At 75.6% G+C, this 22,243-nt stretch carries 19 protein-coding genes; 7 read left to right on the forward strand and 12 right to left on the reverse strand.

The genetic code is table 11. The features are described 5' to 3' along the window. Positions 1-35: 35 nt before the first annotated feature. The 9 genes from ACI798_RS15390 to ACI798_RS15430 all read right to left on the reverse strand — a co-directional run bounded on the left by ACI798_RS15390 (position 36) and on the right by ACI798_RS15430 (position 10,339). Entirely contained in the window at positions 36-206 is a 171-nt protein-coding gene (locus tag ACI798_RS15390; protein ID WP_456941712.1) for a hypothetical protein, read from the reverse strand. Positions 207-285: 79 nt separating this feature from the next. After that, complete coding sequence (locus tag ACI798_RS15395; protein ID WP_457048312.1) at positions 286-1,764, reverse strand: rhamnulokinase; 1,479 nt, start codon at positions 1,762-1,764, stop codon at positions 286-288. Between the two features lie 13 nt (positions 1,765-1,777). Beyond that, positions 1,778-3,814, reverse strand: a complete 2,037-nt coding sequence (locus ACI798_RS15400; protein WP_457048313.1) for a bifunctional aldolase/short-chain dehydrogenase — start codon at positions 3,812-3,814, stop codon at positions 1,778-1,780. 114 nt (positions 3,815-3,928) lie between these two features. Beyond that, the gene (gene rhaI / locus ACI798_RS15405; RefSeq protein WP_456941709.1) at positions 3,929-5,113 is read right to left on the reverse strand and encodes an L-rhamnose isomerase; all 1,185 of its coding nucleotides are present in this window, start codon (positions 5,111-5,113) and stop codon (positions 3,929-3,931) included. Continuing rightward, positions 5,110-5,472, reverse strand: coding sequence for an L-rhamnose mutarotase (locus tag ACI798_RS15410; RefSeq protein WP_457048314.1), 363 nt, complete (start codon positions 5,470-5,472; stop codon positions 5,110-5,112). Before ACI798_RS15410 ends, rhaI begins: the two co-directional genes overlap by 4 nt. A 64-nt stretch (positions 5,473-5,536) precedes the next feature. Then, positions 5,537-6,625, reverse strand: coding sequence for a rhamnose ABC transporter substrate-binding protein (gene rhaS / locus ACI798_RS15415; RefSeq protein ID WP_456941707.1), 1,089 nt, complete (start codon positions 6,623-6,625; stop codon positions 5,537-5,539). Between the two features lie 66 nt (positions 6,626-6,691). Then, positions 6,692-7,708 (reverse strand): ABC transporter permease, encoded by a 1,017-nt coding sequence (locus ACI798_RS15420; protein ID WP_457048315.1) that lies wholly within the window; start codon positions 7,706-7,708, stop codon positions 6,692-6,694. Continuing rightward, on the reverse strand, positions 7,698-8,777 hold the full coding sequence (locus ACI798_RS15425; protein ID WP_456941705.1) for an ABC transporter permease: 1,080 nt from the start codon (positions 8,775-8,777) through the stop codon (positions 7,698-7,700). The genes ACI798_RS15420 and ACI798_RS15425 overlap by 11 nt, the downstream gene beginning before the upstream one ends. Beyond that, positions 8,774-10,339 (reverse strand): sugar ABC transporter ATP-binding protein, encoded by a 1,566-nt coding sequence (locus ACI798_RS15430; RefSeq protein ID WP_457048316.1) that lies wholly within the window; start codon positions 10,337-10,339, stop codon positions 8,774-8,776. Before ACI798_RS15430 ends, ACI798_RS15425 begins: the two co-directional genes overlap by 4 nt. 186 nt (positions 10,340-10,525) lie before the next feature. On the opposite strand from ACI798_RS15430, the gene ACI798_RS15435 reads away from it, so the two are divergent. From ACI798_RS15435 to ACI798_RS15455, 5 genes are all read left to right on the forward strand, one after another. Then, positions 10,526-11,557, forward strand: a complete 1,032-nt coding sequence (locus ACI798_RS15435) for a LacI family DNA-binding transcriptional regulator (RefSeq protein WP_456941703.1) — start codon at positions 10,526-10,528, stop codon at positions 11,555-11,557. Next, positions 11,554-12,327 (forward strand): (Fe-S)-binding protein, encoded by a 774-nt coding sequence (locus tag ACI798_RS15440; RefSeq protein WP_456941702.1) that lies wholly within the window; start codon positions 11,554-11,556, stop codon positions 12,325-12,327. The genes ACI798_RS15435 and ACI798_RS15440 overlap by 4 nt, the downstream gene beginning before the upstream one ends. Positions 12,328-12,338: 11 nt before the next feature. Next, complete coding sequence (locus ACI798_RS15445; protein ID WP_457048317.1) at positions 12,339-13,856, forward strand: LutB/LldF family L-lactate oxidation iron-sulfur protein; 1,518 nt, start codon at positions 12,339-12,341, stop codon at positions 13,854-13,856. Beyond that, a complete protein-coding gene (locus tag ACI798_RS15450) occupies positions 13,853-14,473 on the forward strand; it encodes a LutC/YkgG family protein (protein WP_456941700.1) in 621 nt (206 codons plus the stop codon). The genes ACI798_RS15445 and ACI798_RS15450 overlap by 4 nt, the downstream gene beginning before the upstream one ends. Positions 14,474-14,600: 127 nt before the next feature. Further along, positions 14,601-17,291, forward strand: a complete 2,691-nt coding sequence (locus ACI798_RS15455) for a S8 family serine peptidase (protein WP_457048318.1) — start codon at positions 14,601-14,603, stop codon at positions 17,289-17,291. 25 nt (positions 17,292-17,316) lie between these two features. Here the strand turns inward: ACI798_RS15455 and ACI798_RS15460 are convergent, their stop codons facing one another. Next, positions 17,317-17,679, reverse strand: a complete 363-nt coding sequence (locus tag ACI798_RS15460; RefSeq protein ID WP_456941698.1) for a thioredoxin family protein — start codon at positions 17,677-17,679, stop codon at positions 17,317-17,319. 168 nt (positions 17,680-17,847) lie between these two features. On the opposite strand from ACI798_RS15460, the gene ACI798_RS15465 reads away from it, so the two are divergent. Beyond that, positions 17,848-19,131 carry a PP2C family protein-serine/threonine phosphatase gene (locus ACI798_RS15465; protein WP_457048319.1) on the forward strand — a complete coding sequence of 428 codons (1,284 nt, stop codon included), beginning with the start codon at positions 17,848-17,850 and terminating at the stop codon, positions 19,129-19,131. A gap of 75 nt (positions 19,132-19,206) precedes the next feature. On the opposite strand, the gene ACI798_RS15470 is transcribed toward ACI798_RS15465, so the two are convergent. Together ACI798_RS15470 and ACI798_RS15475 are read right to left on the reverse strand one after the other, a co-directional pair. Continuing rightward, entirely contained in the window at positions 19,207-20,049 is an 843-nt protein-coding gene (locus tag ACI798_RS15470; protein ID WP_457048320.1) for a patatin-like phospholipase family protein, read from the reverse strand. Further along, positions 20,046-20,168 carry a hypothetical protein gene (locus ACI798_RS15475; RefSeq protein WP_456941694.1) on the reverse strand — a complete coding sequence of 41 codons (123 nt, stop codon included), beginning with the start codon at positions 20,166-20,168 and terminating at the stop codon, positions 20,046-20,048. Before ACI798_RS15475 ends, ACI798_RS15470 begins: the two co-directional genes overlap by 4 nt. A 97-nt stretch (positions 20,169-20,265) precedes the next feature. Here ACI798_RS15475 and ACI798_RS15480 point away from each other — a divergent pair, with 97 nt between their 5' ends. Further along, positions 20,266-22,239, forward strand: coding sequence for an alpha-amylase family protein (locus ACI798_RS15480; RefSeq protein WP_456941693.1), 1,974 nt, complete (start codon positions 20,266-20,268; stop codon positions 22,237-22,239). Positions 22,240-22,243 lie beyond the last annotated feature (4 nt).

Consider the following 22,243-nt stretch of genomic DNA (forward strand, 5'->3'; position numbering starts at 1 on the left):
GCCGGTGGGGGCAGAGCACGAGCGCCGGCAGGACGTCAGGCGGTGTGCACCTCGTCGTAGCCGTAGTCGCCGCCGGGGTCGTGCCCGGTCCGGTCGGCCGGCTCGGCGCCCACCGGGGGCACCGGCGCGGGCCCCGCCCCGCCGGCGGCCTCGTGGGCCATGTCGTAGCCGTAGTCGCCGTCGGTCCGCTCAGCCGGCTGGGTCACGGCCCCTCCTCGACGCCGTCGGGTGCGTGCGCCGATGGTCCGCGCCCGGCCGGGACGCGGGCAAGGGCCGGCGCCGCGGTCAGCGGGCGATGCGCGCCTCGGCGGCGGCCCAGCCGGCGTCGGACCCCGACGGCCGGTACTCCACCAGCGCCTGCGTGGTGCGCAGCAGCCGGCGCATCTCCCCCAGGCCGCCCTCCAGCGCGCCGAGCCCGCGGGCCTGCACCAGCGTGTTGCCGAGCGCCGCGGCCTCCACCGGGCCGGCGAGCACCGGCCGCTGGCAGGCGTCGGCGGTGAGCTGGCACAGCAGCGCGTTGCGCGCTCCCCCGCCGACCAGGTGGACGACGTCGACGTCCCGCCCGGACAGCCCGACCGCCGCCCGCACCGTCCGCCGGTAGGCCAGCGCGAGGCTGTCGACGATGCAACGCACCGTCTCGGCCTGGCTCTGCGGCGGCGTCTGCCCGGTCTCGGCGCACGCCTGCGCGATGCGGGCGGGCACGTCGCCGGGCGGCAGGAACCGCGGGTCGTCGACGTCGACCACCGCCGTGAACGCCGGCACCGGCGCGGCCGCGGCGAGCAGCTCGGGCAGGTCCGCCGGCAGCCCGGCCGCGGCCCAGGTCCGCAGCGACTCCTGCAGCAGCCAGAGCCCCATCACGTTGTGCAGGTAGCGCACGGTGCCGTCGACGCCGAGCTCGTTGGTGAAGCCCGCCGTCCGGCCGGCCTCGGTGAGCACCGGCTTCTCCAGCTCCACCCCGACCAGCGACCACGTGCCGCAGGAGACGTAGGCGAACCGGTCACCGCGCGCCGGGACCCCGGCCACCGCGGACGCGGTGTCGTGCGACCCGACGGCGAGCACCGGCACCTCGCCCAGGCCGGTCTCGGCGCGGACGTCCGCGGTGAGCCGGCCGATCTCCTCGCCGGGCTGCACGAGGTCCGCGAGCAGGTCCCGCGGCAGCTCCAGCCGGTCGAGCAGGCCGGTCGCCCACTGCCGCGTCGTCGCGTCGAGCAGCCCGGTCGTGGAGGCGTTGGTGACCTCCGCGACCCGCGCGCCGGTGAGCCAGTACGCGAGCAGGTCCGGGACGAGCAGCGCCTGCCGGGCGGCGGCGAACCGCGCCGTCCCCCGCATCGCGGCGAGCTGGAACACGGTGTTGAACGGCAGGTGCTGCAGCCCGTTGACCCGGTACAGCTCGTCGGGCGGGACGACGGCGTGCACCGCCGGCACGGCGGTCTCGTGCCGGGCGTCGCGGTAGTGCACCGGGTTGCCCAGCAGCGCGCCGTCGGCGTCGAGCAGGCCGACGTCGACCGCCCAGCTGTCGATGCCGATGCCGTCGAGCCCGTCGGCCTCCCGGCCGGCCGCGCGCAGCCCGTCGAGCACGCCGGCGTAGAGGCCGAGGACGTCCCAGTGCAGCGTCCCCGCCGTGCGCACCGGCCGGTTGGGGAACCGGTGCAGCTCGGTCAGGTCCAGCCGCCCCGGGCCGACCCTCGCGGCCATGACCCGGCCGCTGGAGGCGCCCAGGTCGACGGCCGCGAGGGACAGCTCCCTGGCGGCGGAGATGGCCATTTCCGCCGCCCGCTCAGCGGAGGAAGGCCGCGGCGACCCCGGAGTCGACCGGGACGTGCAGGCCGGTGGTGCGGGTGAGCTCCCCGCCGGTGAGGGCGAAGACGGCGTCGGCGACGTGCTCGGGCAGCACCTCGCGCTTGAGCAGCGTCCGCTGGGCGTAGAACTGCCCGAGCTCCTCCTCCGGCACCCCGTAGACGGCGGCGCGCTGGGCGCCCCAGCCGCCGGCGAAGATGCCCGACCCGCGGACGACGCCGTCGGGGTTGATGCCGTTGACCCGGATCTGGTGCTCGCCGAGCTCGGCGGCCAGCAGCCGGACCTGGTGGGCCTGGTCGGCCTTGGTCGAGGAGTAGGCGATGTTGCTCGGCCCGGCGAACACGGAGTTCTTCGAGGAGATGTAGACGACGTCGCCGCCCATCCCCTGGTCGATCATGATCCGGGCCGCCTCGCGGGAGACGAGGAAGCTGCCCTTGGCCATGACGTCGTGCTGCAGGTCCCAGTCGCGCTCGGTGGTCTCCAGCAGCGGCTTGGAGATCGACAGGCCGGCGTTGTTGACGACGAGGTCCACCCCGCCGAAGGCGAGCACCGCCTCGCGGAACGCGGCGGCCACGGCCTCGGCGTCGGACACGTCGGCGGCCACGCCGACGGCGACGTCGGGGCCGCCGATCCCGGCCGCGGCGTCGGTGGCCTTCTGCAGGTCCAGGTCGGCGACGACGACGCAGGCGCCCTCGGCCGCCAGCCGCACGGCGATCGCCTTGCCGATGCCGCTCGCCGCGCCGGTCACCAGCGCGACCCGCGTGGCCAGCGGCTTGGGCTTCGGCATCCGCTGGAGCTTGGCCTCCTCCAGCGCCCAGTACTCGATGCGGAACTTCTCGCTCTCGTCGATCGGCGCGTAGGCGGAGACGGCCTCCGCGCCGCGCATGACGTTGATGGCGTTGACGTAGAACTCGCCGGCCACCCGCGCGGTCTGCTTGTCGGCGCCGAAGCTGAACATGCCGACGCCGGGGACCAGCACGATCGCCGGGTCGGCGCCGCGCATCGCCGGCGAGTCGGGCGTCGCGTGCCGCTGGTAGTAGGCGGCGTACTCGGCGCGGTACTCCCCGTGCAGCTCCTCGAGCCGCGCGACGATGTCCTCCAGCGGCGCCGTGGCCGGGAGGTCGACGACCAGCGGCCGGACCTTGGTGCGCAGGAAGTGGTCCGGGCAGGAGGTGCCCAGCGCGGCGAGGGGCTGCAGCTTCTCCCGCGACAGGAACTCCAGCACGACGTCGGAGTCGGTGAAGTGGCCGACCTGCGGCTTGTCGGTGCTCGCCAGCCCGCGGATCACCGGCGCGAGCGCGGCCGCCTTGGCCCGGCGCTCGGCCTCGGGCAGCGCCTCGAAGCCGGGGACGACGGCGCCGAACGGCTCCGCCTCGCCCTTCTCGGCGAGGAAGCGCTCGGCGGTCCGGATGACGTCGAGCGAGTTCGCCTCGGCCTCCGCGGCGGTGGCACCCCACGCGGTGATGCCGTGTCCACCGAGGACGCAGCCGATGGCCTGCGGGTTCTTCTCCTTGATCGCGGCGATGTCCAGGCCCAGCTGGAAGCCGGGGCGGCGCCACGGCACCCAGACGACGCGGTCGCCGAAGCACTCGCGGGTCAGCGCCTCGCCGTCGGCCGCGGTGGCCAGGGCGATGCCGGAGTCGGGGTGCAGGTGGTCGACGTGCGCGGCGTCGACGAGGCCGTGCATGGCGGTGTCGATCGACGGGGCGGCGCCGCCGCGGCCGTGCAGGCAGAAGTCGAACGCGGCGACCATCTCGTCCTCGCGGTCGACGCCCGGGTAGACGTCGACCAGCGAGCGCAGCCGGTCCAGCCGCAGCACGGCCAGGCCGGCCTCCTTGAGCGTGCCGAGGTCGCCGCCGGAGCCCTTGACCCACAGCAGCTCGACCGGCTGACCGGTCACCGGGTCGGTCTCGGTGCCCTTGGCGGAGGTGTTGCCGCCGGCGTAGTTGGTGTTGCGCGGGTCGGCGCCCAGCCGGTTGCTGCGCTCGAGCAGCTCACGGACGACGGGGTTGGTCACGGGGGTGCTTCCTTCCGGTGATGGCAGAAATGGCCGTTCCTGTCGGAGAGGGGTGGGCTCTCCGCACCGAGAGCCCGCGGGACGGAGGTGCACTTCCGCGGAAGGGCACGGGGACTAAGCGCCCCAGGAGGCCTGGGTGCCGCCGATGCGCTCGCGGGCGATGCGCTCCTGGTGGCCGGAGCGGGCGTAGGCGGCGTACGGGTCGGCGTCGAGGCCCTTCGACTCGCGCAGCTCGGCGAGCAGCGGGCGGACGTCGGTGGCGAAGGCGTCGTTCAGCGCGCCGTGCGCGGCGAGCACGTCACCGGACTGCTGCGCGGCGGCCAGCGCCTCGCGGTCGACCAGCAGCGCCTTGGCCGTGGCCTCCTGCACGTTCATCACCGAGCGGATCTGGCCGGGGATCTTCGGCTCGATGTTGTGGCACTGGTCGAGCATGAAGTTGACCCGCGACTCCGGGCGCAGCGCGTCGGCGGCCACGATCTCGTTCATGATCCGGAACAGCTGGAAGGGGTCGGCCGAGCCGACGATGAGGTCGTCGTCGCCGTAGTAGCGGGAGTTGAAGTCGAAGGCGCCGAGCCGGCCCACCCGCAGCAACTGCATGACGATGAACTCGATGTTGGTGCCCGGCGCGTGGTGGCCGGTGTCGAGCACGACCGTCGCCTGGTCGCCGAGGGCCAGGCAGTGCAGCAGCGAGGTGCCCCAGTCGGGGATGTCCATCGCGTAGAAGTAGGGCTCGTAGAACTTGTACTCGAGCAGCAGCCGGTGGCCGGGGTCGAGCAGCGCGTAGACCTGCTGGAGCGAGTCGGCGAGCCGGTCCTGCCGGGCGCGCAGGTCGTCCTGGCCGGCGTAGTTGGTGCCGTCGGGCAGCCACAGCTTGAGGTCGGTCGAGCCGGTGGCGCGCATGACGTCGACGCACTGCGCGTGGTGGGCGATCGCCTTGTCCCGCACGGCCTTGTCCGGGTGGGTCAGCGACCCGAGCCGGTAGTCGTCGTCCTGGAACAGGTTGGAGTTGATCGCGCCGATCGAGACGCCGAGGTCGGCGGCGTGCGCGGCGAGCTTGGAGAAGTCGTCGACGAGGTCCCAGGGGATGTGCAGCGACACCCGCGGCGCGGCGCCGGTGTACCGGTGCACCCGGGCGGCGTCCTCGATCTTCTCGAACGGGTCGCGGGCGACACCCGGCTGGCCGAAGACCTTGAACCGGGTGCCGGAGTTGCCGAACGCCCAGGAGGGCAGCTCGATGGTCTGCTCGGCCAGCGCGGCGAGGGCACGGGCTCTGCGATCGGGGGTGCCGGGGTCGGTCACGAGGGGTCTCCGTTCGGGGCGGATGCAGGCGACCCCAGCGCCGCGAGCTGGGCGTCGAGGTCGAAGACGAGGTCGAGCGAGGCCTTGCCGCGGCCGTCGCCGGTGGCGAAGAAGGGAGCCATCTCGGCCTCCCACCGGGCGCTCACGTCGGTGGCGTCGACGGCGGCCTGGGCGGCGGCGAGGTCGTCGGTCTCGACGACCCCGACGAGCAGGCCGTCCTCGCGCAGGTAGAGCTGGTAGGCGCCCCAGCCGGCGTCGCGCAGGGCGCGCAGCATCTCCGGCCAGACGGCGGCGTGCCGCTCGCGGTACTCGGCGAGCCGGTCCGGGCGGACCTGGAGGGTGAAGCAGGCGCGGGGCACGGGGTCTCCTTGCGGGGGTCCCGGTCCCGCCGCCGGGGCCGGCGGCGGGACCGGGTGCGACGACTCAGAAGTCGAAGTCGTCGATGTTGTCGGCGTTGAACACGGTGGGCTCGCCGAGGACGACGACGCCGTCGGCGCCGACCTCGTACTCGCCGAGGTCACCGGCCTCGAAGGTCTCGCCCTCCTCGCCGGTGATCTGGCCGGCGGCCAGCGCGGCGCCGGCGTAGGCGGCCAGGTAGCCGAGGTCCTCGGGGTTCCACAGCGCGAAGGCGGTCACCGTGCCGTCCTGCACGAACTCGCGCATCTGGTTCGGGGTGCCCAGGCCGGTCAGCGCGACCCGGCCCTTGTACTCGGAGCCGGACAGGTAGCGCGCCGCGGCGGAGATGCCCACGGTGGTCGGCGAGATGATGCCCTTGAGGTCCGGGTAGGTCTGCAGCAGACCCTGGGTCTCCTGGAAGGACTTCTCGTCCTCGTCGTCGCCGTAGACCGTCGTCACGATCTCCATGTCCGGGTACTCCTGCGCGGCGTACTCGGTCATGAGCTCGATCCAGGCGTTCTGGTTCGTGGCGTTCGCCGTCGCGGACAGGATGGCGACCTGCCCGGCGCCGCCGATCTGCTCGGCCATGAGGTCGATCTGGGTCTGCGCGATGCCCTCGGCCGTGGCCTGGTTGATGAACAGGTCGCGGCACTCGGGGTTCGTGTCCGAGTCGAAGGTGACGACGCTGGCGCCGCCGCTGCGGGCCTGGTCCAGGGCGCTGCAGATGGCGTTGGGGTCGTTGGCCGAGGTGAGGATGACGTCGGCGCCCTGCTGGGTCAGCGTGTTGATGTAGCTGACCTGCGAGGAGGCGCTGGCCTCCGACGGGCCGACCTGGCTGAACTCGCCCTCGACCTCGCCGACGGCGCGCTCGGAGCCGGTGGCGGCGACGTCGAAGTAGGGGTTGTTCAGCTGCTTGGGCAGGAAGGCGATCGCGAGGTCCGCGGGGATCTCGGCGTCCGGGTTCGCGGAGGCGCCCGCGGCGTCGTCGCCGCCGCTGCTCCCCTCGTCCTCGCCGCGGGTGGTCCCGCCGCAGGCGGCGGTCGTGAGCACGACGGCGGCCACCGCCACGCCGGTCAGGCCACCGCGCAGGCGGCGGCTGGTCAGGAACAGCGACATCGGGGTCCCTCTCTTCGGGTGGGTGGGGTCGGGTGGTGCGGTGGTGCGGTTCTGGTGCAGGGGAAGTCAGGTGGCGGCCGGCCGTCGGCGCCGGCCCCTGACCCGGGCGGCGACCTGCGGCGCGACGACGGCGGTGATCAGCAGGACGCCGGTGACGATGTTCAGGACGTCCGAGGGCACGTTGACCAGCTGCAGCGCGTTGCGGACCGAGGCCAGCAGCAGGGCGCCGGCCATGACGCCGAGCAGGCCGCCGCTGCCGCCGAAGATCGACACGCCGCCGAGCAGGATCGCCGCGATGACCTGCAGCTCCAGGCCGGTGGCGTTGTCGGCGCGGGCGCTGCCGTAGCGGAGGGTCCAGTAGGCGCCGCCGAGGGCGCTGATCACGCCGGTGGCGACGAACAGCCACAGCTTGGTGCGGCCGACGTCGATGCCGCTGAACCGGGCGGCGTCCTCGCTGTTGCCCATCGCGTACAGCGAGCGGCCGATCGGGGTGGCGTGCAGGACGACCGCGGTGATCGCGACCAGCACCAGCAGCGGGACGACGACGGTGGGGATGCCGGTCGAGCCGATGGAGCTGATCGCCCACGTCGTCCAGGCGCGCGGGAAGTCGGCCACCGCCTGGTCGCCCAGGACGACGAACGCCAGGCCGCGGTAGAGCGCCAGCGTGCCGATGGTGACCGCCAGCGAGGGCAGCCCCAGCTTCGTCACGAGGAAGCCGTTGACCGCGCCGAGCACGCCGCCGAGCACGAGGACCAGCGGGATGATCCCCTCCAGCGGCAGCCCGGCGACCCACAGCTGGCCCATGACCGCGCTGCACAGGCCGACGGTGCTGGCCACCGACAGGTCGATCTCGCCGGTGATCACCACGAGCGTCAGCGGCAGCGCGATGAGCGCGATGACCACGACGTCGAGCAGCAGGAAGCCGGCGTTGCGGGTGCTGGCGAAGCCCTCGACCGTGACGGAGGCGATGACCAGGAACAGCACGAGGAACGTGGTGATGACGCTGCCGCCGGGCAGGGTGAACCCGCGGCGGGCCGGCGCGGCGGCCGGGGCGGCCGGGGCGGGAGCGGTCTCAACGGTCACGGCGGGCGTTCCTCCCCCGGAGGCGGGCGGCCAGGCGCAGCTGCAGCGCCCGGTCCAGAGCGATGGCGGCGAGGATCAGCGCGCCGACGGCGGCGTCCCGCCAGAACGGGTCCAGCCCCAGCTGCGGGAGCGCGGTGCCGATCGTGGTGAGCAGCAGCGCGCCGAGCGCGGCGCCGTAGACCGAGCCGCTGCCGCCGAAGATGGCGACCCCGCCGACGACGCAGGCGGCGACGACGAACAGCTCCTGGCCGGTGCCGGCGGTGGTGTCCAGCGTCTGGAACCGCGCGGCGTAGAGGACGCCGGCGAGCCCGGCGAGGGCCCCGTTGACGACGAAGGCGGTGAGCACCCGCCGGCCGACCGGGATGCCCGAGAGCCGCGCGGCCTCGGGCGCCGAGCCGATGCCGTACAGCTCGCGGCCGCTGCGGAAGGTCCGCAGGTAGTAGCCGACGACCAGGACGACGGCCACGGCGACGAGGAACAGCACCGGGACGCCGAGCAGCCGGGCGCCGCCCAGGGACTTGAACCCGGCGGGCAGGTCGGCGGCGTTGATCTGCAGCCGGTCGGCGCTGGAGGCCCACAGCGAGTCCAGCCCGCGGAAGGCGTAGAGCGTGCCGAGGGTGACCACCAGGGAGGGCACCCCGGCGGTGGCCACGATGAGACCGTTGACCAGGCCGCACACCGCGCCGACCGCCATGCCGGCGAGCACCGCGACGACCACCGGCGTGCCCGGGGCGACCACCAGCAGCGTGCCGGTGGCGTAGGCCGACAGGCCCAGCACCGAGCCGACCGACAGGTCGACGTTGCGCGTGATGATCACCATCGTCTGGCCGGCGGCCAGGACGGTGAGGATCGCCGCCGACAGCAGCAGGTCGCGGACGTTCTGCCCCGACAGGAAGCGCGGGTTGGCGATCACCGTCACGAGGACGAGCAGCACCAGCGCGGCGAGGATGCCGAGCTCGCGCACCACGAACAGCCGGTGGACCAGCGCCGACCCGCGGCGGCCGGTGCGCTCGGGCGCGGCCAGCTCCTCCGGCAGCGCGGCGGGGGGCTTGGTCAGGGGCGCGCTCACCGGGCGGCCCCCGCGGTCGAGGAGCCCTGGCCGGTCGCGGCCAGCATCACGCTGTCCTCGTCGGCGCGGGCGCGGGGGATGTCGTCGACGAGGCGGCCCTCGGAGACGACGAGGACGCGGTCGGCCATGCCGAGCACCTCCGGCAGTTCGCTGGACACCATGACGACGGCCAGTCCCTCGGCGGCCAGCTCCGAGAGCAGCCGGTGCACCTCGGACTTGGTGCCGACGTCGATGCCGCGGGTGGGCTCGTCGACGATCAGCACGCGCGGCTCGGTCGACAGCCACTTGGCGAGGACGACCTTCTGCTGGTTGCCGCCGGACAGCGTGGACACCCGGTCGGACAGCTTCCCGGCCTTGACCTGCAGCCGCTTCGACCACTCGGCGGCCTGCGCCCGCTCGGCGCGGGAGCTGAGCAGACCGGCCCGCGCCAGCTTCCAGCGGCGGGTGAGGGTGGCGTTCTTCTCCACCGACAGCTCCATGACCAGGCCCTGCTGGCGGCGGTCCTCGGGGACCAGCGCGATGCCGGCGGCCATCGCGGCGGCCGGGTCGCCCTTCCTGAGCGCCTTCCCGGACACCCGGACCGAGCCGGCGTCGTAGTGGTCGACGCCGAAGACCGCGCGCACGATCTCGCTGCGGCCGGCGCCGACCAGGCCGGCCAGCGCGACGATCTCGCCGGCCCGCACGTCGAAGGAGACGTCGGCGAACACGCCGCGGGTGGTCAGGCCGCGCACCTCGAGCACGACGTCGCCGGGGTCGACGTCGACCTTGGGGAACAGCGAGGAGACCTCGCGGCCGACCATCCGGCGGACCACCTGGTCGACGGTGAGGTCGCGGGTGGGGTCGGTGGAGACCCACTGCCCGTCGCGCATGACGGTGATCCGGTCGCAGAGGTCGAAGACCTCGTCGAACCGGTGGGAGATGAACAGCACCGCGGCGCCGGAGTCGCGCAGCGACCGGGCGACGGCGAACAGCCGCTCCACCTCGACGCCGGACAGCGCGGCGGTCGGCTCGTCCATGACCAGCACCCGCGCGTCGAACGACAGCGCCTTGGCGATCTCGACCATCTGCTGGTCGGCGATCGACAGCCCGCGCGCCGGGCGGTCGGGGTCGAGCGCGACGCCGAGGCGGTCGAACAGCGCCCGGCAGCGGCGGCCGAGCTCGCGGCGGTCGATGCGCCGGCCCGACAGCAGCGGCTGGCGGCCCATGAAGATGTTCTCCGCGACCGACAGGTCGGGGAACAGCGTGGGCTCCTGGTAGATGACCGCGATGCCGGCGGCCCGCGCGGCGGCGGGGTCGGCGAGGGTCACCGGCTGCCCGTCGAGCAGCACGCGGCCGGTGTCCGGGCCGTGCACGCCGGCGAGGATCTTGACCAGCGTCGACTTGCCGGCACCGTTCTCGCCGACGAGCGCGTGGGCCTCCCCCGCGCGCAGCTCGAGCTGCGCACCGCGCAGCGCGGCGACCGCGCCGAAGCTCTTGCCGACGTCCTCGAGGGCCAGGACCACGGTGCCGTCCCGTGCCCGACCGGTCGCCGGCGGCGCGGGTGGCGCCGAGGCGTGGTCCACGACGACCACCTCCGTTGTGAAACGATTCAGGCGTGCTGTGGCGCAGACCATAGGGAGGCGTTTCGAGACGTGTCAACACCGCGTGTCGGGCCCGTGACCGGTGTTTGACACGTTTCAGTCCACCGACGACCATCGCTGCCGGACGGTGTCCTCCGTCACCCCACTCCGACCCCGCGAGGAGACGCCGTGCCGGTGAGCATCCGCGACGTCGCCGAGCACGCCGGCGTCTCGGTCGGGACGGTGAGCAACGTCCTCAACCGCCCCGACGTGGTGAGCGGCCCGACCCGCGAGCGGGTGCTCGGGGCGATCGCCGCGCTCGGCTTCGTGCGCAACGAGTCGGCCCGCCACCTGCGCGCCGGGCGCAGCCGGACCATCGGGCTGGTCGTCCTCGACATCGCCAACCCGTTCTTCACCGACGTCGCGCGCGGCGTGGACGACGTCGTCGACCCGGCCGGCCTCGCGGTGATCCTGTGCAACTCCGACGACCGCCCGGAGAAGGAGGCCGCCCACCTCGACGTGCTCGCCGAGCAGCGGGTGCAGGGCGTGCTCATCACCCCGACCGCGAAGCCGTCGCCGCACCTGGACTCGCTGCGCCGCCGCGGGGTGCCGGTGGTGCTGGTCGACCGGCGCGCGAGCGGCCCCGACCAGTGCGCGGTCGCCGTCGACGACGTCCTCGGGGGCCGGCTGGCCGCCGAGCACCTGCTCGAGCGCGGGCACCGGCGGATCGCGTTCATCGGCGGCGCGTCCGGCCTGCCGCAGGTGCAGGAGCGGCACGCCGGCGTCGTGGCCGCCGTCCGGGAGGCCACCGGCGACGAGGACGCGCTGCTGGTCCTCTCCCCCGAGCACCTCACCGTCGCGGGCGGCCGGGAGGCCGCCGCGCGCATCGTCGGCCTGCCCGCGGCCCGCCGCCCCACCGCCGCGGTGTGCGCCAACGACCTGCTGGCCCTCGGCGTGCTGCAGGAGATGGTCCGCCAGGGGGTGCGGGTGCCCGACGACTTCGCGATCGTCGGCTACGACGACATCGACTTCGCCGCGGCCGCCGCGGTGCCGCTGACCTCGGTGCGCAAGCCGCGGGCGGCGCTGGGGTCGCGGGCCGCCGAGCTGCTGCTGGACGAGGCGCGTGGCGACGGGCACGTGCACGTGCAGGAGGTCTTCGAGCCGACGCTCGTCGTCCGCGAGTCGAGCATGGTCTTCCGCGACAGAGAGGGGACGCCGTGAGGGTCGCGCTGTTCGCCACCTGCCTGGTGGACACGGTGGTGCCGCAGGTCGCGATGGCCACCGCGCGGCTGCTGGAGCGGCTGGGCCACGAGGTGGTCGTGCCGCCGACGCAGGCCTGCTGCGGGCAGGTGCACGTCAACACCGGCTACCGGCGCGAGGCGGTGCCGATCGTGGCCAACCACGTGCGGGCGTTCGCCGGCGCGGAGGCGGTCGTGGCGCCGTCGGGGTCGTGCGTGGCCTCGATCCACCACCAGCAGGCGGCGGTCGCCCGCCGCGCCGGCGAGGAGCGGCTGGCCGCCGAGGCCGAGGCGCTGGCCGCGCGCACCCACGAGCTGTCGCAGTTCCTCGTCGACGTGCTCGGCGTGACCGACGTCGGCGCCTACTACCCGCACCGGGTCACCTACCACCCGACCTGCCACTCGCTGCGCCTGCTGCGGGTGGGCGACCGGCCGCTGCAGCTGCTGCGCGCCGTCCGCGGGCTGGACCTGGTGGAGCTGCCCGGCGCGGAGTCCTGCTGCGGGTTCGGCGGCACGTTCGCGGTGAAGAACGCCGACACCTCGACGGCGATGCTCACCGACAAGATGGCGAACGTGCTGTCCACGCACGCCGAGGTGTGCACCGCCGGCGACGCGTCCTGCCTGATGCACATCGGCGGCGGGCTGTCCCGGCTGCGCTCGGGCACCCGGACGGTGCACCTGGCCGAGATCCTCGCCTCGACGGAGGACGACGTGAGCCCGACCCAGTCCACCCGCCCCGCGGTCCGGGCCTGAGGGCGGCAGGAATGGCCGTCTCTGCCGCCCCCTCGGAGCCGACGCCGCTCGAGCCGGGCGCGCCCCGCTCCGGGACGACGTTCCTCGGCCTGCCGACCGCGCCCCGTGGCGTCGGTCACCTGCGCGGCACGCAGCCGTTCCCCGAGGCGGCGCGGGGTGCGCTGCGGGACGGGCAACTGCGCGCCAACCTCGGCCGCGCCACGACGACGATCCGCGGCAAGCGCGCCGCCGTCGTGTCGGAGGTGCCGCACTGGGAGCAGCTGCGCCAGGCCGGGAAGGCGCTCAAGGCCGCCACCATGGCCCGGCTCGACGAGCACCTCGAGGAGCTCGAGCGGCAGGTCACCGCACGCGGCGGCACGGTGCACTGGGCGCGCGACGCCGCCGAGGCCAACCGCATCGTCACCGAGCTGGTGCGGGCCACCGGCAGCGACGAGGTGGTCAAGGTCAAGTCGATGGCCACCCAGGAGATCGGCCTCAACGAGGCCCTGGCGGCCGCCGGGATCGAGGCCGTCGAGACCGACCTCGCCGAGCTGATCGTGCAGCTGGGCGAGGACACCCCGTCGCACATCCTCGTGCCGGCGATCCACAAGAACCGCTCGGAGATCCGCGAGATCTTCAGCCGCACCATCCCCGGTGTCGACCCCGGCCTGACCGACGAGCCGCGGCAGCTGGCCATGGCCGCCCGCGCCCACCTGCGCGAGCGGTTCCTGCGCGCGCGGGTCGCCGTCAGCGGGGCCAACTTCGCCGTCGCCGAGACCGGAACGCTCGCCGTCGTCGAGAGCGAGGGCAACGGCCGGATGTGCCTGACGCTCCCGCAGACGCTGATCACCGTCATGGGCATCGAGAAGGTCGTGCCGCGGTGGGAGGACCTCGGCGTCTTCCTGCAGCTGCTGCCCCGCTCCTCCACCGGCGAGCGGATGAACCCCTACACCTCGCTGTGGGCCGGCGTGACCCCCGGCGACGGGCCGCAGGAGTTCCACCTCGTGCTGCTCGACAACGGCCGGACGGCGGTGCTCGCCGACGAGGTGGGCCGCGAGGCGCTGCACTGCATCCGCTGCTCGGCCTGCCTCAACGTGTGCCCGGTGTACGAGCGCACCGGCGGGCACGCGTACGGCTCGGTGTACCCGGGCCCCATCGGCGCGGTGCTGTCCCCGCAGCTGACCGGCGTCGAGGACAACGCCTCGCTGCCGTACGCCTCGTCGCTGTGCGGCGCCTGCTACGACGTCTGCCCGGTGGCCATCGACATCCCGTCGATCCTCGTGCACCTGCGCGCCGAGCACGTCGAGGCGCAGGAGCGGCCGACGGCGGAGGCGGTCGCCTTCCGCGGGCTGTCGCGGGTGATGAGCAGCCCGCGGTTGTGGCACCTGGCCCAGCGCGCCGCCGGGCTCGGCCGGCTGTTCGCCCGGGGGAAGCCGACGCTGCCGGCCATGCTGCCGCCGCCGGCGAGCGCCTGGACCCGCACCCGCGACCTGCCCACCCCGCCGGGGAGGACGTTCGTGCAGCAGTGGACCGAGGAGCACGGGGGGTGAGCGCCCGCGAGGAGGTGCTCGGGCGGATCCGGACGGCCCTGGGCTCCGACCGGCCGTCGGTCGCCGTCCCGCCGGTGCCGGCGCCGCGCGAGCTGCCGGCCGCCGAGCTGCTCGACCTGCTCGCCGAGCGGGTGGAGGACTACCGCGCCACGGTGCTGCGGTGCGCGCCGGAGGAGGTCCCGGCGACCGTCGTCCGCGGCCTCGATGCGGCGCTCGGCGCGGGCTGGGACCCGGCCGGCGTCGTCGTCGCCCCCGGGGTGCCGGCCGCGTGGCGGCCGGACGGCTCGGCCGGGGACGACGGCCGGCCCGCGGTCGAGCTCGCCGCGTTCGCCGCGACCCTGACCGGCGTGGCGACGGCGATCGCCGAGACCGGCACGCTGGTCCTCGACGGGTCGCCGCTGTCGGGCCGGCGGGCGCTGTCGCTGCTGCCCGACGTCCTGGTCTGCGTGGTCGAGACGGCCCAGGTGGTGCCCGACGTGCCCGACGCCCTGGCCCGGCTGGACCCGGTGGCGCCGCTGACGATGGTCAGCGGCCCGTCGGCGACCAGCGACATCGAGCTGCAGCGGGTCGAGGGCGTGCACGGCCCGCGCACCCTGGTCGTCGTCCTCGCCGGCTGACCCCTCTCCCTCCTCGGGGCTACCGTCCGTCATCACACGGATACGGACGGTACTGGTCCGTGTGAGGCTCCCGGCGTCAGCGGCGCCCTCCCGGCGTTCGCACGGACGACGGGGAGAGGGCCGCGGGATGGCGACTGCAGGACCGGAGGGTCCGGGCGGCTGGCACGCGAACCGGGCCGGGCGGGCGACCGCCGCGGTCGTCGCGGCCGTCCTCGGCTTCGGTGGGGCCGCTGCCGTCGACACCGCGCTCGCCGACCCGCCGCTGGTGGAGGCCGGCGACCCCGCGCCGGCCGGTGACGGGCGCACCCGCCTCGTCGTCGACGCCCCGGCGGGCATCGACGCCGCCACGCTGACCGCGCTCGACGAGCTGGCCGGGGTCGACTCCGCGCAGCTGCTGTTCGACGGCACCGCCCTGCTCGCCGGGTACGGCATCACCCCCGACGCCGTCCGGGCGCTGCTGCCCGACGCGGCGGTCACCGTGTCGGTGCCCGGCGAGGCCCTCGGCCGGGAGATCACCGACCCGTACTGGGCCTCGTTCGGCTACCACCTCGCCAACACCGGCGGCAACGCGTACAGCCAGGCCGCGGTCGCCGGCGCCGACGTCGGCGCGCCCGCCGGCTGGCAGGCCGGCACCGGCCGCGGCACGGTCATCGCGGTCGTCGACAGCGGCATGCTGGCGAGCCACCCCGACCTGGCCGGCGCGCTGTGGACGGACCCCGACGAGCCGTGCGGGACGGCCGACACCGACGGCGACGGCTACGCCGGCGACTGCCACGGCTGGAACTTCTACGCGAACTCCCCCGACGTGACGAACGGCGGCGGGGACAACTCGCACGGCACCGGCGTCGCCGGGGCGGCCGCCGCCCGTGCGGGCAACGGCGAGGGCCTGGCCGGCGTGGCGCCGGACGCCACCGTCATGCCGCTGGTCATCGGCAGCGGGCGCAGCGTCGACCTGTACCTCGGCGCGCAGGCGATCCGCTACGCCGCCGACCACGGCGCCGACGTCGTCAACGCCTCCTGGGGCGGCCCGGGCGGCGCGCAGATCCTCCGCGACGCGATCGCCTACGCCAACAGCAAGGGCGTGGTCGTCGTCGCCGCGGCCGGCAACGACGCGCTGGACCGGGACACGTCGCCGTTCTACCCGGCGAGCATCAACGCCCCCAACGTCCTCACCGTGGGCGCGAGCACCGCGGCCGACACCGTCGCGTCGTTCTCCGCCCACGGGGCCGGCACGGTCGACGTCTTCGCGCCCGGCAACCTGGTGGTGGCGCCCAGCAACACCGGCGGGTACTCCGCGGTCAGCGGCACCTCGATCGCCGCGCCGCAGGTCGCCGCCGCCGTCGCGCTGTACCGGGCGCACGACCGCACCGCTCCCGCCGGGGAACTGGCGCAGCGGCTGCTGCGGGACGCGCAGCCGGTGGCCGCGTTCGCCGGGAGGTCGGTCACCGGCGGCCGCCTGTCGCTGGCGGCGCTGGGCGCGACCGGGGCCCCGGTGACCCACACGTTCACCGGCATGGCCGCCGAGCCGGGCACGGTGGCCCCGACCGTCGTCACCAGCGGCAGCGCGCCGGCCGGCACGTACTCCGTCCGCCTCGGCCTCGGCATGGAGCACGACGGCGAGGTCTTCGCGCTGACGCGGCAGCCGGTCACCGTCGGCGGCGTCACCGCGACCACCGACGACGAGGGCCAGGTGGTGTTCGACCTCGGCTCCCGTCCCGGTCCCGCGGCGACGGTCACCCCCAGCACCGAGCTGGCGCAGGGCCGGTACGTGCTCACCGCGCAGCTGGTGCGGGACGGCGTGGACGTCGGCCTGGCCTCCGCGGCCCCGCTGCTGGTCGGCGTCGCGTACGGGGCCCCGGGCACCGGCGCGCCGGCCCCGTCGTCGGCAGCCCCGTCGTCCCCGGCGCCCGGTGCCGGCTCGCCCGCCCCGGGGACCGGCTCCCCCGCACCCGGTACCGGGACGCCGCGACCCTCGACCCCCGGCACCCCGACCCCCGGCACCCTGCCCCCCGGTACCCCGACCCCCGGCACCCCGACCCCCGGGACGTCCGGTCCGGGGACGACGGCACCGGGCACCCCGGCTCCGGGCGGGTCGGCGCCGGGCACCCCGGCACCGGGTGCGTCCACGCCGGGTGCCTCCACGCCGGGCGCGTCCGCCCCGGGCGCGACGGCGCCGGGCACTCCGGCTCCGGGTGCGTCCACGCCGGACACCCCCGCCCCGGGGAGCGGCACCCCCGCGCCCGGCACCCCGGCGCCCACCACCCCGGCACCCACCACCCCGGCACCCGGCGCCCCGGCACCCGGCGCCCCGGCTCCCGACCTGGGCGGCCGCACGGACTACCCGCGGGTGGGCCCGTTCCGGCTGACCTCGATCAGCCCGGCGCGGGTCGGCACCGCCGGCGGCACCCGCGTGGTCGTCACCGGCGAGGCGATCCCGGCGGGCGCCCGCGTCCGGGTGGGCGCCACCACGGCCGCCACGGTGACCGCGGTGTCGGCGACCGGTCTGAGCTTCACGACGCCGGCCCGGGTCGCGGGCAGCTACGACGTCTGGGTGTTCGCGCCGGACGGCACCTCGACGGTGCTGACCGCCGGGCTGACCTACGTCGACGCCGCGTCCGCACCGACGCGGCCGGCGACCGGCACGCAGCCCGGGACCCAGCCCGGTACCCGGCCGGTCGCGACGCCGTCCCCGGCCGGGGACCGGATCGTGACCGGACCCCACGGCGAGCGGCTGGTCCGGACCGCGCGCTTCACGGCGCTCGGCGCCGCCGTCTGGGGCATCGACTGCACCCGCTCCTGCAGCGGCCTGGCGGTCTGACCCGGGACCGGCCGTCCCCCGGGGCTCAGTCGAGCGGCTCGGGGTAGGTCGCCCGCACCGCCTGCATGTCGAGGGCCCGGACGGTGTCCACGAGCAGGTCGACCGAGTCCGCCGGGATCCACCCGGGCTCGGCGAAGACCAGCACGCCGTCGCGGTAGACCCGCAGCGTCGGCGCCGACCGCACGCCCAGCTCGGCGGCCAGGGCGGCCTCGGCCTCGGTGTCGACGGCGGTGAAGCGCAGGTCCGGGTGCCGCGCCGCGGCCTCGTCGAACACCGCGGTGAACGCGCGGCTGCTGCCCGACCGTGACGTGCGGAAGTCGACCAGCACGATGCCCGGCGCGGACACCGTCGTCGTGAAGTCGGCCGCACCGATGCTCGCCGTCGCCATGTCCGCCTCCCGTCCCCTCCCCCAGTGTGGCCCGGGGTCCTCCCGCGCACAGCCGTGGTGCCCGTGGCCGGCGCCCCGCGGGCGGCGCTGGCCGGGGCTGACGTGGTGACGACTGCCGTACGCTCCGTACCCGGCACCCCGTGGACGGGGAGCCGGGACGGAGCCGGGGTGAGCAGCGACGACGGGACCGGGGACGCCGAGCGCTACCGCTACCTCGCCGAGGTCACCGAGTCCCTGACCCAGAGCCTGGACACCGGCACCGCCGCCGACCGGCTCGCCCGCCTCGTCGTGCCCGTCCTCGCCGACTGGGCCACGGTCACCCTGCTCGCCGGCGACGGCGCCCCCGGCAGCTCCGCCCGCGCGCACCGGGACCCCGAGCGCCTCGACGACGTCGACACCTACCTCGCCGGGCGGGTCACCGCCCCGCGCGACCAGGCGGCGCTCGCCTCGGTGCTGGCCTCCGGCGAGCCCGTGCAGTTGACCCGCGTCGAGGCGGACCTCGGTCCGGAGTCGATGCCGGAGGGCCCGGTGCGCGCGGCCTGGGAGCGGCTGGACCCCCGGTCGAGCCTGTTCGTGCCGCTGCAGGCGCGTGGCTCGGGGTTCGGCGTCCTGTCCCTCGTCCGGTGCGGCGACCGGCCGCCGGCCGGGCCCGACGACGTCGCGCTCGCCGTCGAGGTCGCCCGCCGCGGGGCGCTGGCGCTGGACAACGCCCGGCTCTACGGCCGCCAGCTGCGGGTCGCCGAGACGCTGCAGCACAGCCTGCTCACCCCGCCGCCGCAGCCGCCCGGCCTCGAGGTCGCCGTCCGCTACCGGCCCGCAGTGTCGCAGCACCTGGTCGGCGGCGACTGGTACGACGTGTTCCCCCGTCCCGACGGGACGACGGCGTTGGTCATCGGCGACGTGGCCGGGCACGGCGTCGAGGCCGCCGCGGCGATGGCGCAGCTGCGCAGCGCGGTGCGGACGCTCGCCTACGACTCCCCCGAGGGGCCGGCGCGGACGCTCGACCGCGTCGACCGGGTGCTGGCCGGCCTGCACGTCGGCACGCTGGCCACCGCGCTGGTCGCCCACCTGGAGCCTGCACCCGCGGGCTCCGGCCGGCTGCTGCGCTGGTCGTCGGCCGGTCACCTGCCGCCGCTGGTGCTCGGCGCCGACGACGCGGTGCGGCTGCTCCGCACCCCGCCCGAGCGGCTGCTCGGCACCGACGAGCCCGGCCTGCGCCGCGACCACGAGGCGGCGATCGCGCCCGGCGAGACGCTGCTGCTGGTCACCGACGGGCTGGTCGAGGCCGGCCGGCAGGGCATCGACGAGGGGCTCGCGGCCGCCGCCGAGGCGCTGTCCGGGCTGTCCGGGCTGAGCGCGGACGCCCTGTGCGACCGCCTGCTCACCCGCGCCCTGCCCGGCCGCACCGACGACGACGTCGCCGTGCTCGCCGTCCGCGTCCTGCCCGGCTGAGGCCGCTCGGCGCCGCATGTCGACCTGTGTCGCCTCGCGCCGCGGGAGACGGCACCAGGTCGAGGACGGACGGCGTCAGCCCCAGAAGGCGCGGACCTCGTCGGCGACGCGGGCGGCCTGGGCGCGGCCGGCGCGGGCGCAGGGCTCCCGGGTGGCGGGGTCGAGCGGGTTGGTGCCGAAGGCCCGCACCGCGTCCTCGTCCGCGAGCACCAGGTGCGCCTTCCCCTCCCGGCGCAGCGTGACCAGCTCGTCGTCCAGCGACGGGCCCAGCGGGCTGCCGGCCATCCCCGCCATCGGCGCGACGACGAGCACCGTCGCGCAACGGGCCGCGACGTCGGCGTTGGTGGCCGAGCGCATCCCGCCGTCCATGAACCGCCGCTCCCCGATGGTGATCGGCGGGTAGACGCCGGGCACCGCGCAGGACGCGGCGACGGCGTCGAGCAGCGGGAAGCCGGTGTCGCGGTCGACGGCGAGGAACTCGCCGTCGGCGGTGTCGACGGCGGTCACCACGAGCCGCTGCGCGGGCCACTCCGGTGAGCCGATCCGCGCGCCGATCACCGCGCGCCGCTCGGCCTCCGGCATGGTCTGCGCGCGCAGCGCGAGCGCGCCGATCCGGGCGCGCGCGTCCTGCTCACCGGTCGCACCGGCCAGCGCGGCGGCGACCGAGGCGAAGAAGGCGGCGCCGTCGAACGCCACCGCCCGCTCGGTCGCCGGCACCGGGCCGAGCTGCGCGGCGTACAGCTCCTCCAGGTCGTGACCGGTGCGCAGCAGCGTGCCGACGATCGAGCCGGCCGAGGTGCCCACCACGAGGTCGGCGTCGCGGACGTCGACCCCGGCCTCGGCCAGCCCGGACAGCAGCCCGATCTCCCAGGCGATCCCGGCGATGCCGCCGCCGCCGAGGACGAGGGCGCGGCTCACCGCAGGACTCCCGCGTCGCCGGCCGTCACGGAGCGGGACCCGTCGGAGGCGGGGAGGAGCACGACGTCGGCGGCGTCCGCGGGCCGGGTGACCGGCACCGGGAGCGGGGAGGAGGACACGGGCGCCAGTCTGGGGCACCGGCGACGGCGGCGCCGAGGTGGCCGGTGCGGCGCCCGCCCGGGTGCACGCGCGGCCCGGACACGCTACGCAGGACACGTGAGCGCGGGGGCCGAGCAGCTGAGGGCGGAGGCCCGCCGGGCGTGGACGGCCCTGCGGCCGCGGATCGTGGACGAGGCGGTCGCCGCCCTGGGCGAGGCCGAGGCCGACGCCTTCCTCGCCCGCGCCGACCTGGCCCTCCACGACGTCCACGAGCCGCTCGCGCTCCTCTACGGGGACGCCGCCGACGACCTGTTCGCCCGCGGGCTGCGCACCGCACTGGCCGCCGCGGCCGAGCGACCGGAGCCGCTGCGGCGGATCGACCGGCGGCGGGAGATCGACCCGGCGTGGTTCCAGCGGGCGCGGGTCCAGGGCTACGTCTGCTACGTCGACCGGTTCTGCGGCACCCTCGCCGAGCTGCCCGGCCGGCTCGGCCACCTCGCCGAGCTCGGCACCACCTACCTCCACCTCATGCCGCTGCTCGAGCCGCGGGAGGGCGAGAACGACGGCGGCTACGCGGTGGCCGACTACCGCGCCGTCGACCCGCGGCTGGGCACCATGGCCGACCTCGAGGCGGTGGCGAGCGCGCTGCACGAGCGGGAGATGGCGCTGTGCATCGACCTGGTGCTCAACCACACCGCCCGCGAGCACCCCTGGGCGCAGGGCTGGCTGGCCGGCGACCCCGCGTACGCCGGCTTCTACACCGCCTTCCCGGACCGACAGCTGCCGGACGCCTACGACGCGACGATCCCCGAGGTCTTCCCCGACCGGGCACCCGGGTCGTTCAGCTGGGTGCCCGAGGCGCTCGGCGGCGCCGGCGGCTGGGTCTGGACGACGTTCTGGCCGTACCAGTGGGACCTCGACTACACCAACCCCGAGGTGACGCTGGCGATGGCCGGCGAGATCGCGTGGCTGGCCAACCGCGGCGTCGACGTCTTCCGCATGGACGCCGTCCCGTTCATGTGGAAGCGGCTGGGCACCAGCTGCCAGAACCAGCCCGAGGGGCACACCCTCCTGCAGCTGCTGCACGCGCTGACCCGCCTGGCCGCCCCCGGGGTGGTGTTCAAGGCCGAGGCGATCGTCTCCCCCGACGACCTGGTGGCCTACCTCGGCGGGCACGACCGCTACCGGCCCGAGTGCGAGCTGGCCTACCACAACTCGCTCATGGTGCTGCTGTGGAGCAGCCTGGCCACCCAGGACGTCCGGCTGGCCCGTCAGGCGCTGCGCCGGATGCGGCCGATCCCGCCCACGACCACCTGGTGCACCTACGTCCGCGGCCACGACGACATCGGCTGGGCGGTCACCGACGAGGACGCCGCCGCCGTCGGCCTCGACGGGTTCGCCCACCGCCGGTTCCTCAACGACTTCTACGCCGGCCGTTTCCCCGGCTCCTTCGCCCGCGGCGCGCTGTTCCAGGAGAACGAGGCCACCGGCGACGCGCGGATCTCCGGATCGGCGGCGTCGCTGTGCGGCATCGAGGACGCCCTCGACCGCGACGACCCGGTCGCCCTCGACGCCGGGGTGCGCCGGCTGCTGCTCCTGTACTCGGTCGCCTACGCCTTCGGCGGCGTCCCGCTGCTCTACATGGGCGACGAGCTGGCACTGCGCAACGACGCCTCCTACCTCGCCGATCCCGAGCGGGCGCCGGACAACCGCTGGATGCACCGCCCGCGGATGGACTGGGCCGCGGCGGCCCGGCGCGGCGACCCCACCACCGTCGAGGGCCGGGTGTGGGCCGGCATCCGCCGGCTCGGGGAGGTGCGCCGGTCGCTGCTGGCGCTGCGCGGCGGGGTGGAGTCGGCGGTCGTCGACGTCGGCAACGACGCGGTGCTGGTCTGGCGGCGGCGGCACCCGCGCGGCGGGACGTTCGTCGGGGTGGCCAACTTCTCGCCGCACCCGCAGCGGGTCGACGCCGACACCGTCACCGGGTTCGGCACGTTCGCGCAGGTGCACGGCAGCGACGGTCCCCTGCCGGTCCGGGACGGCCTGCTGCTGGTCCCCGGCCTCGGCTCCGCCTGGTTCGCCGAGCGCTGACCGG

Source organism: Geodermatophilus sp. SYSU D01045 (assembly GCF_054050295.1).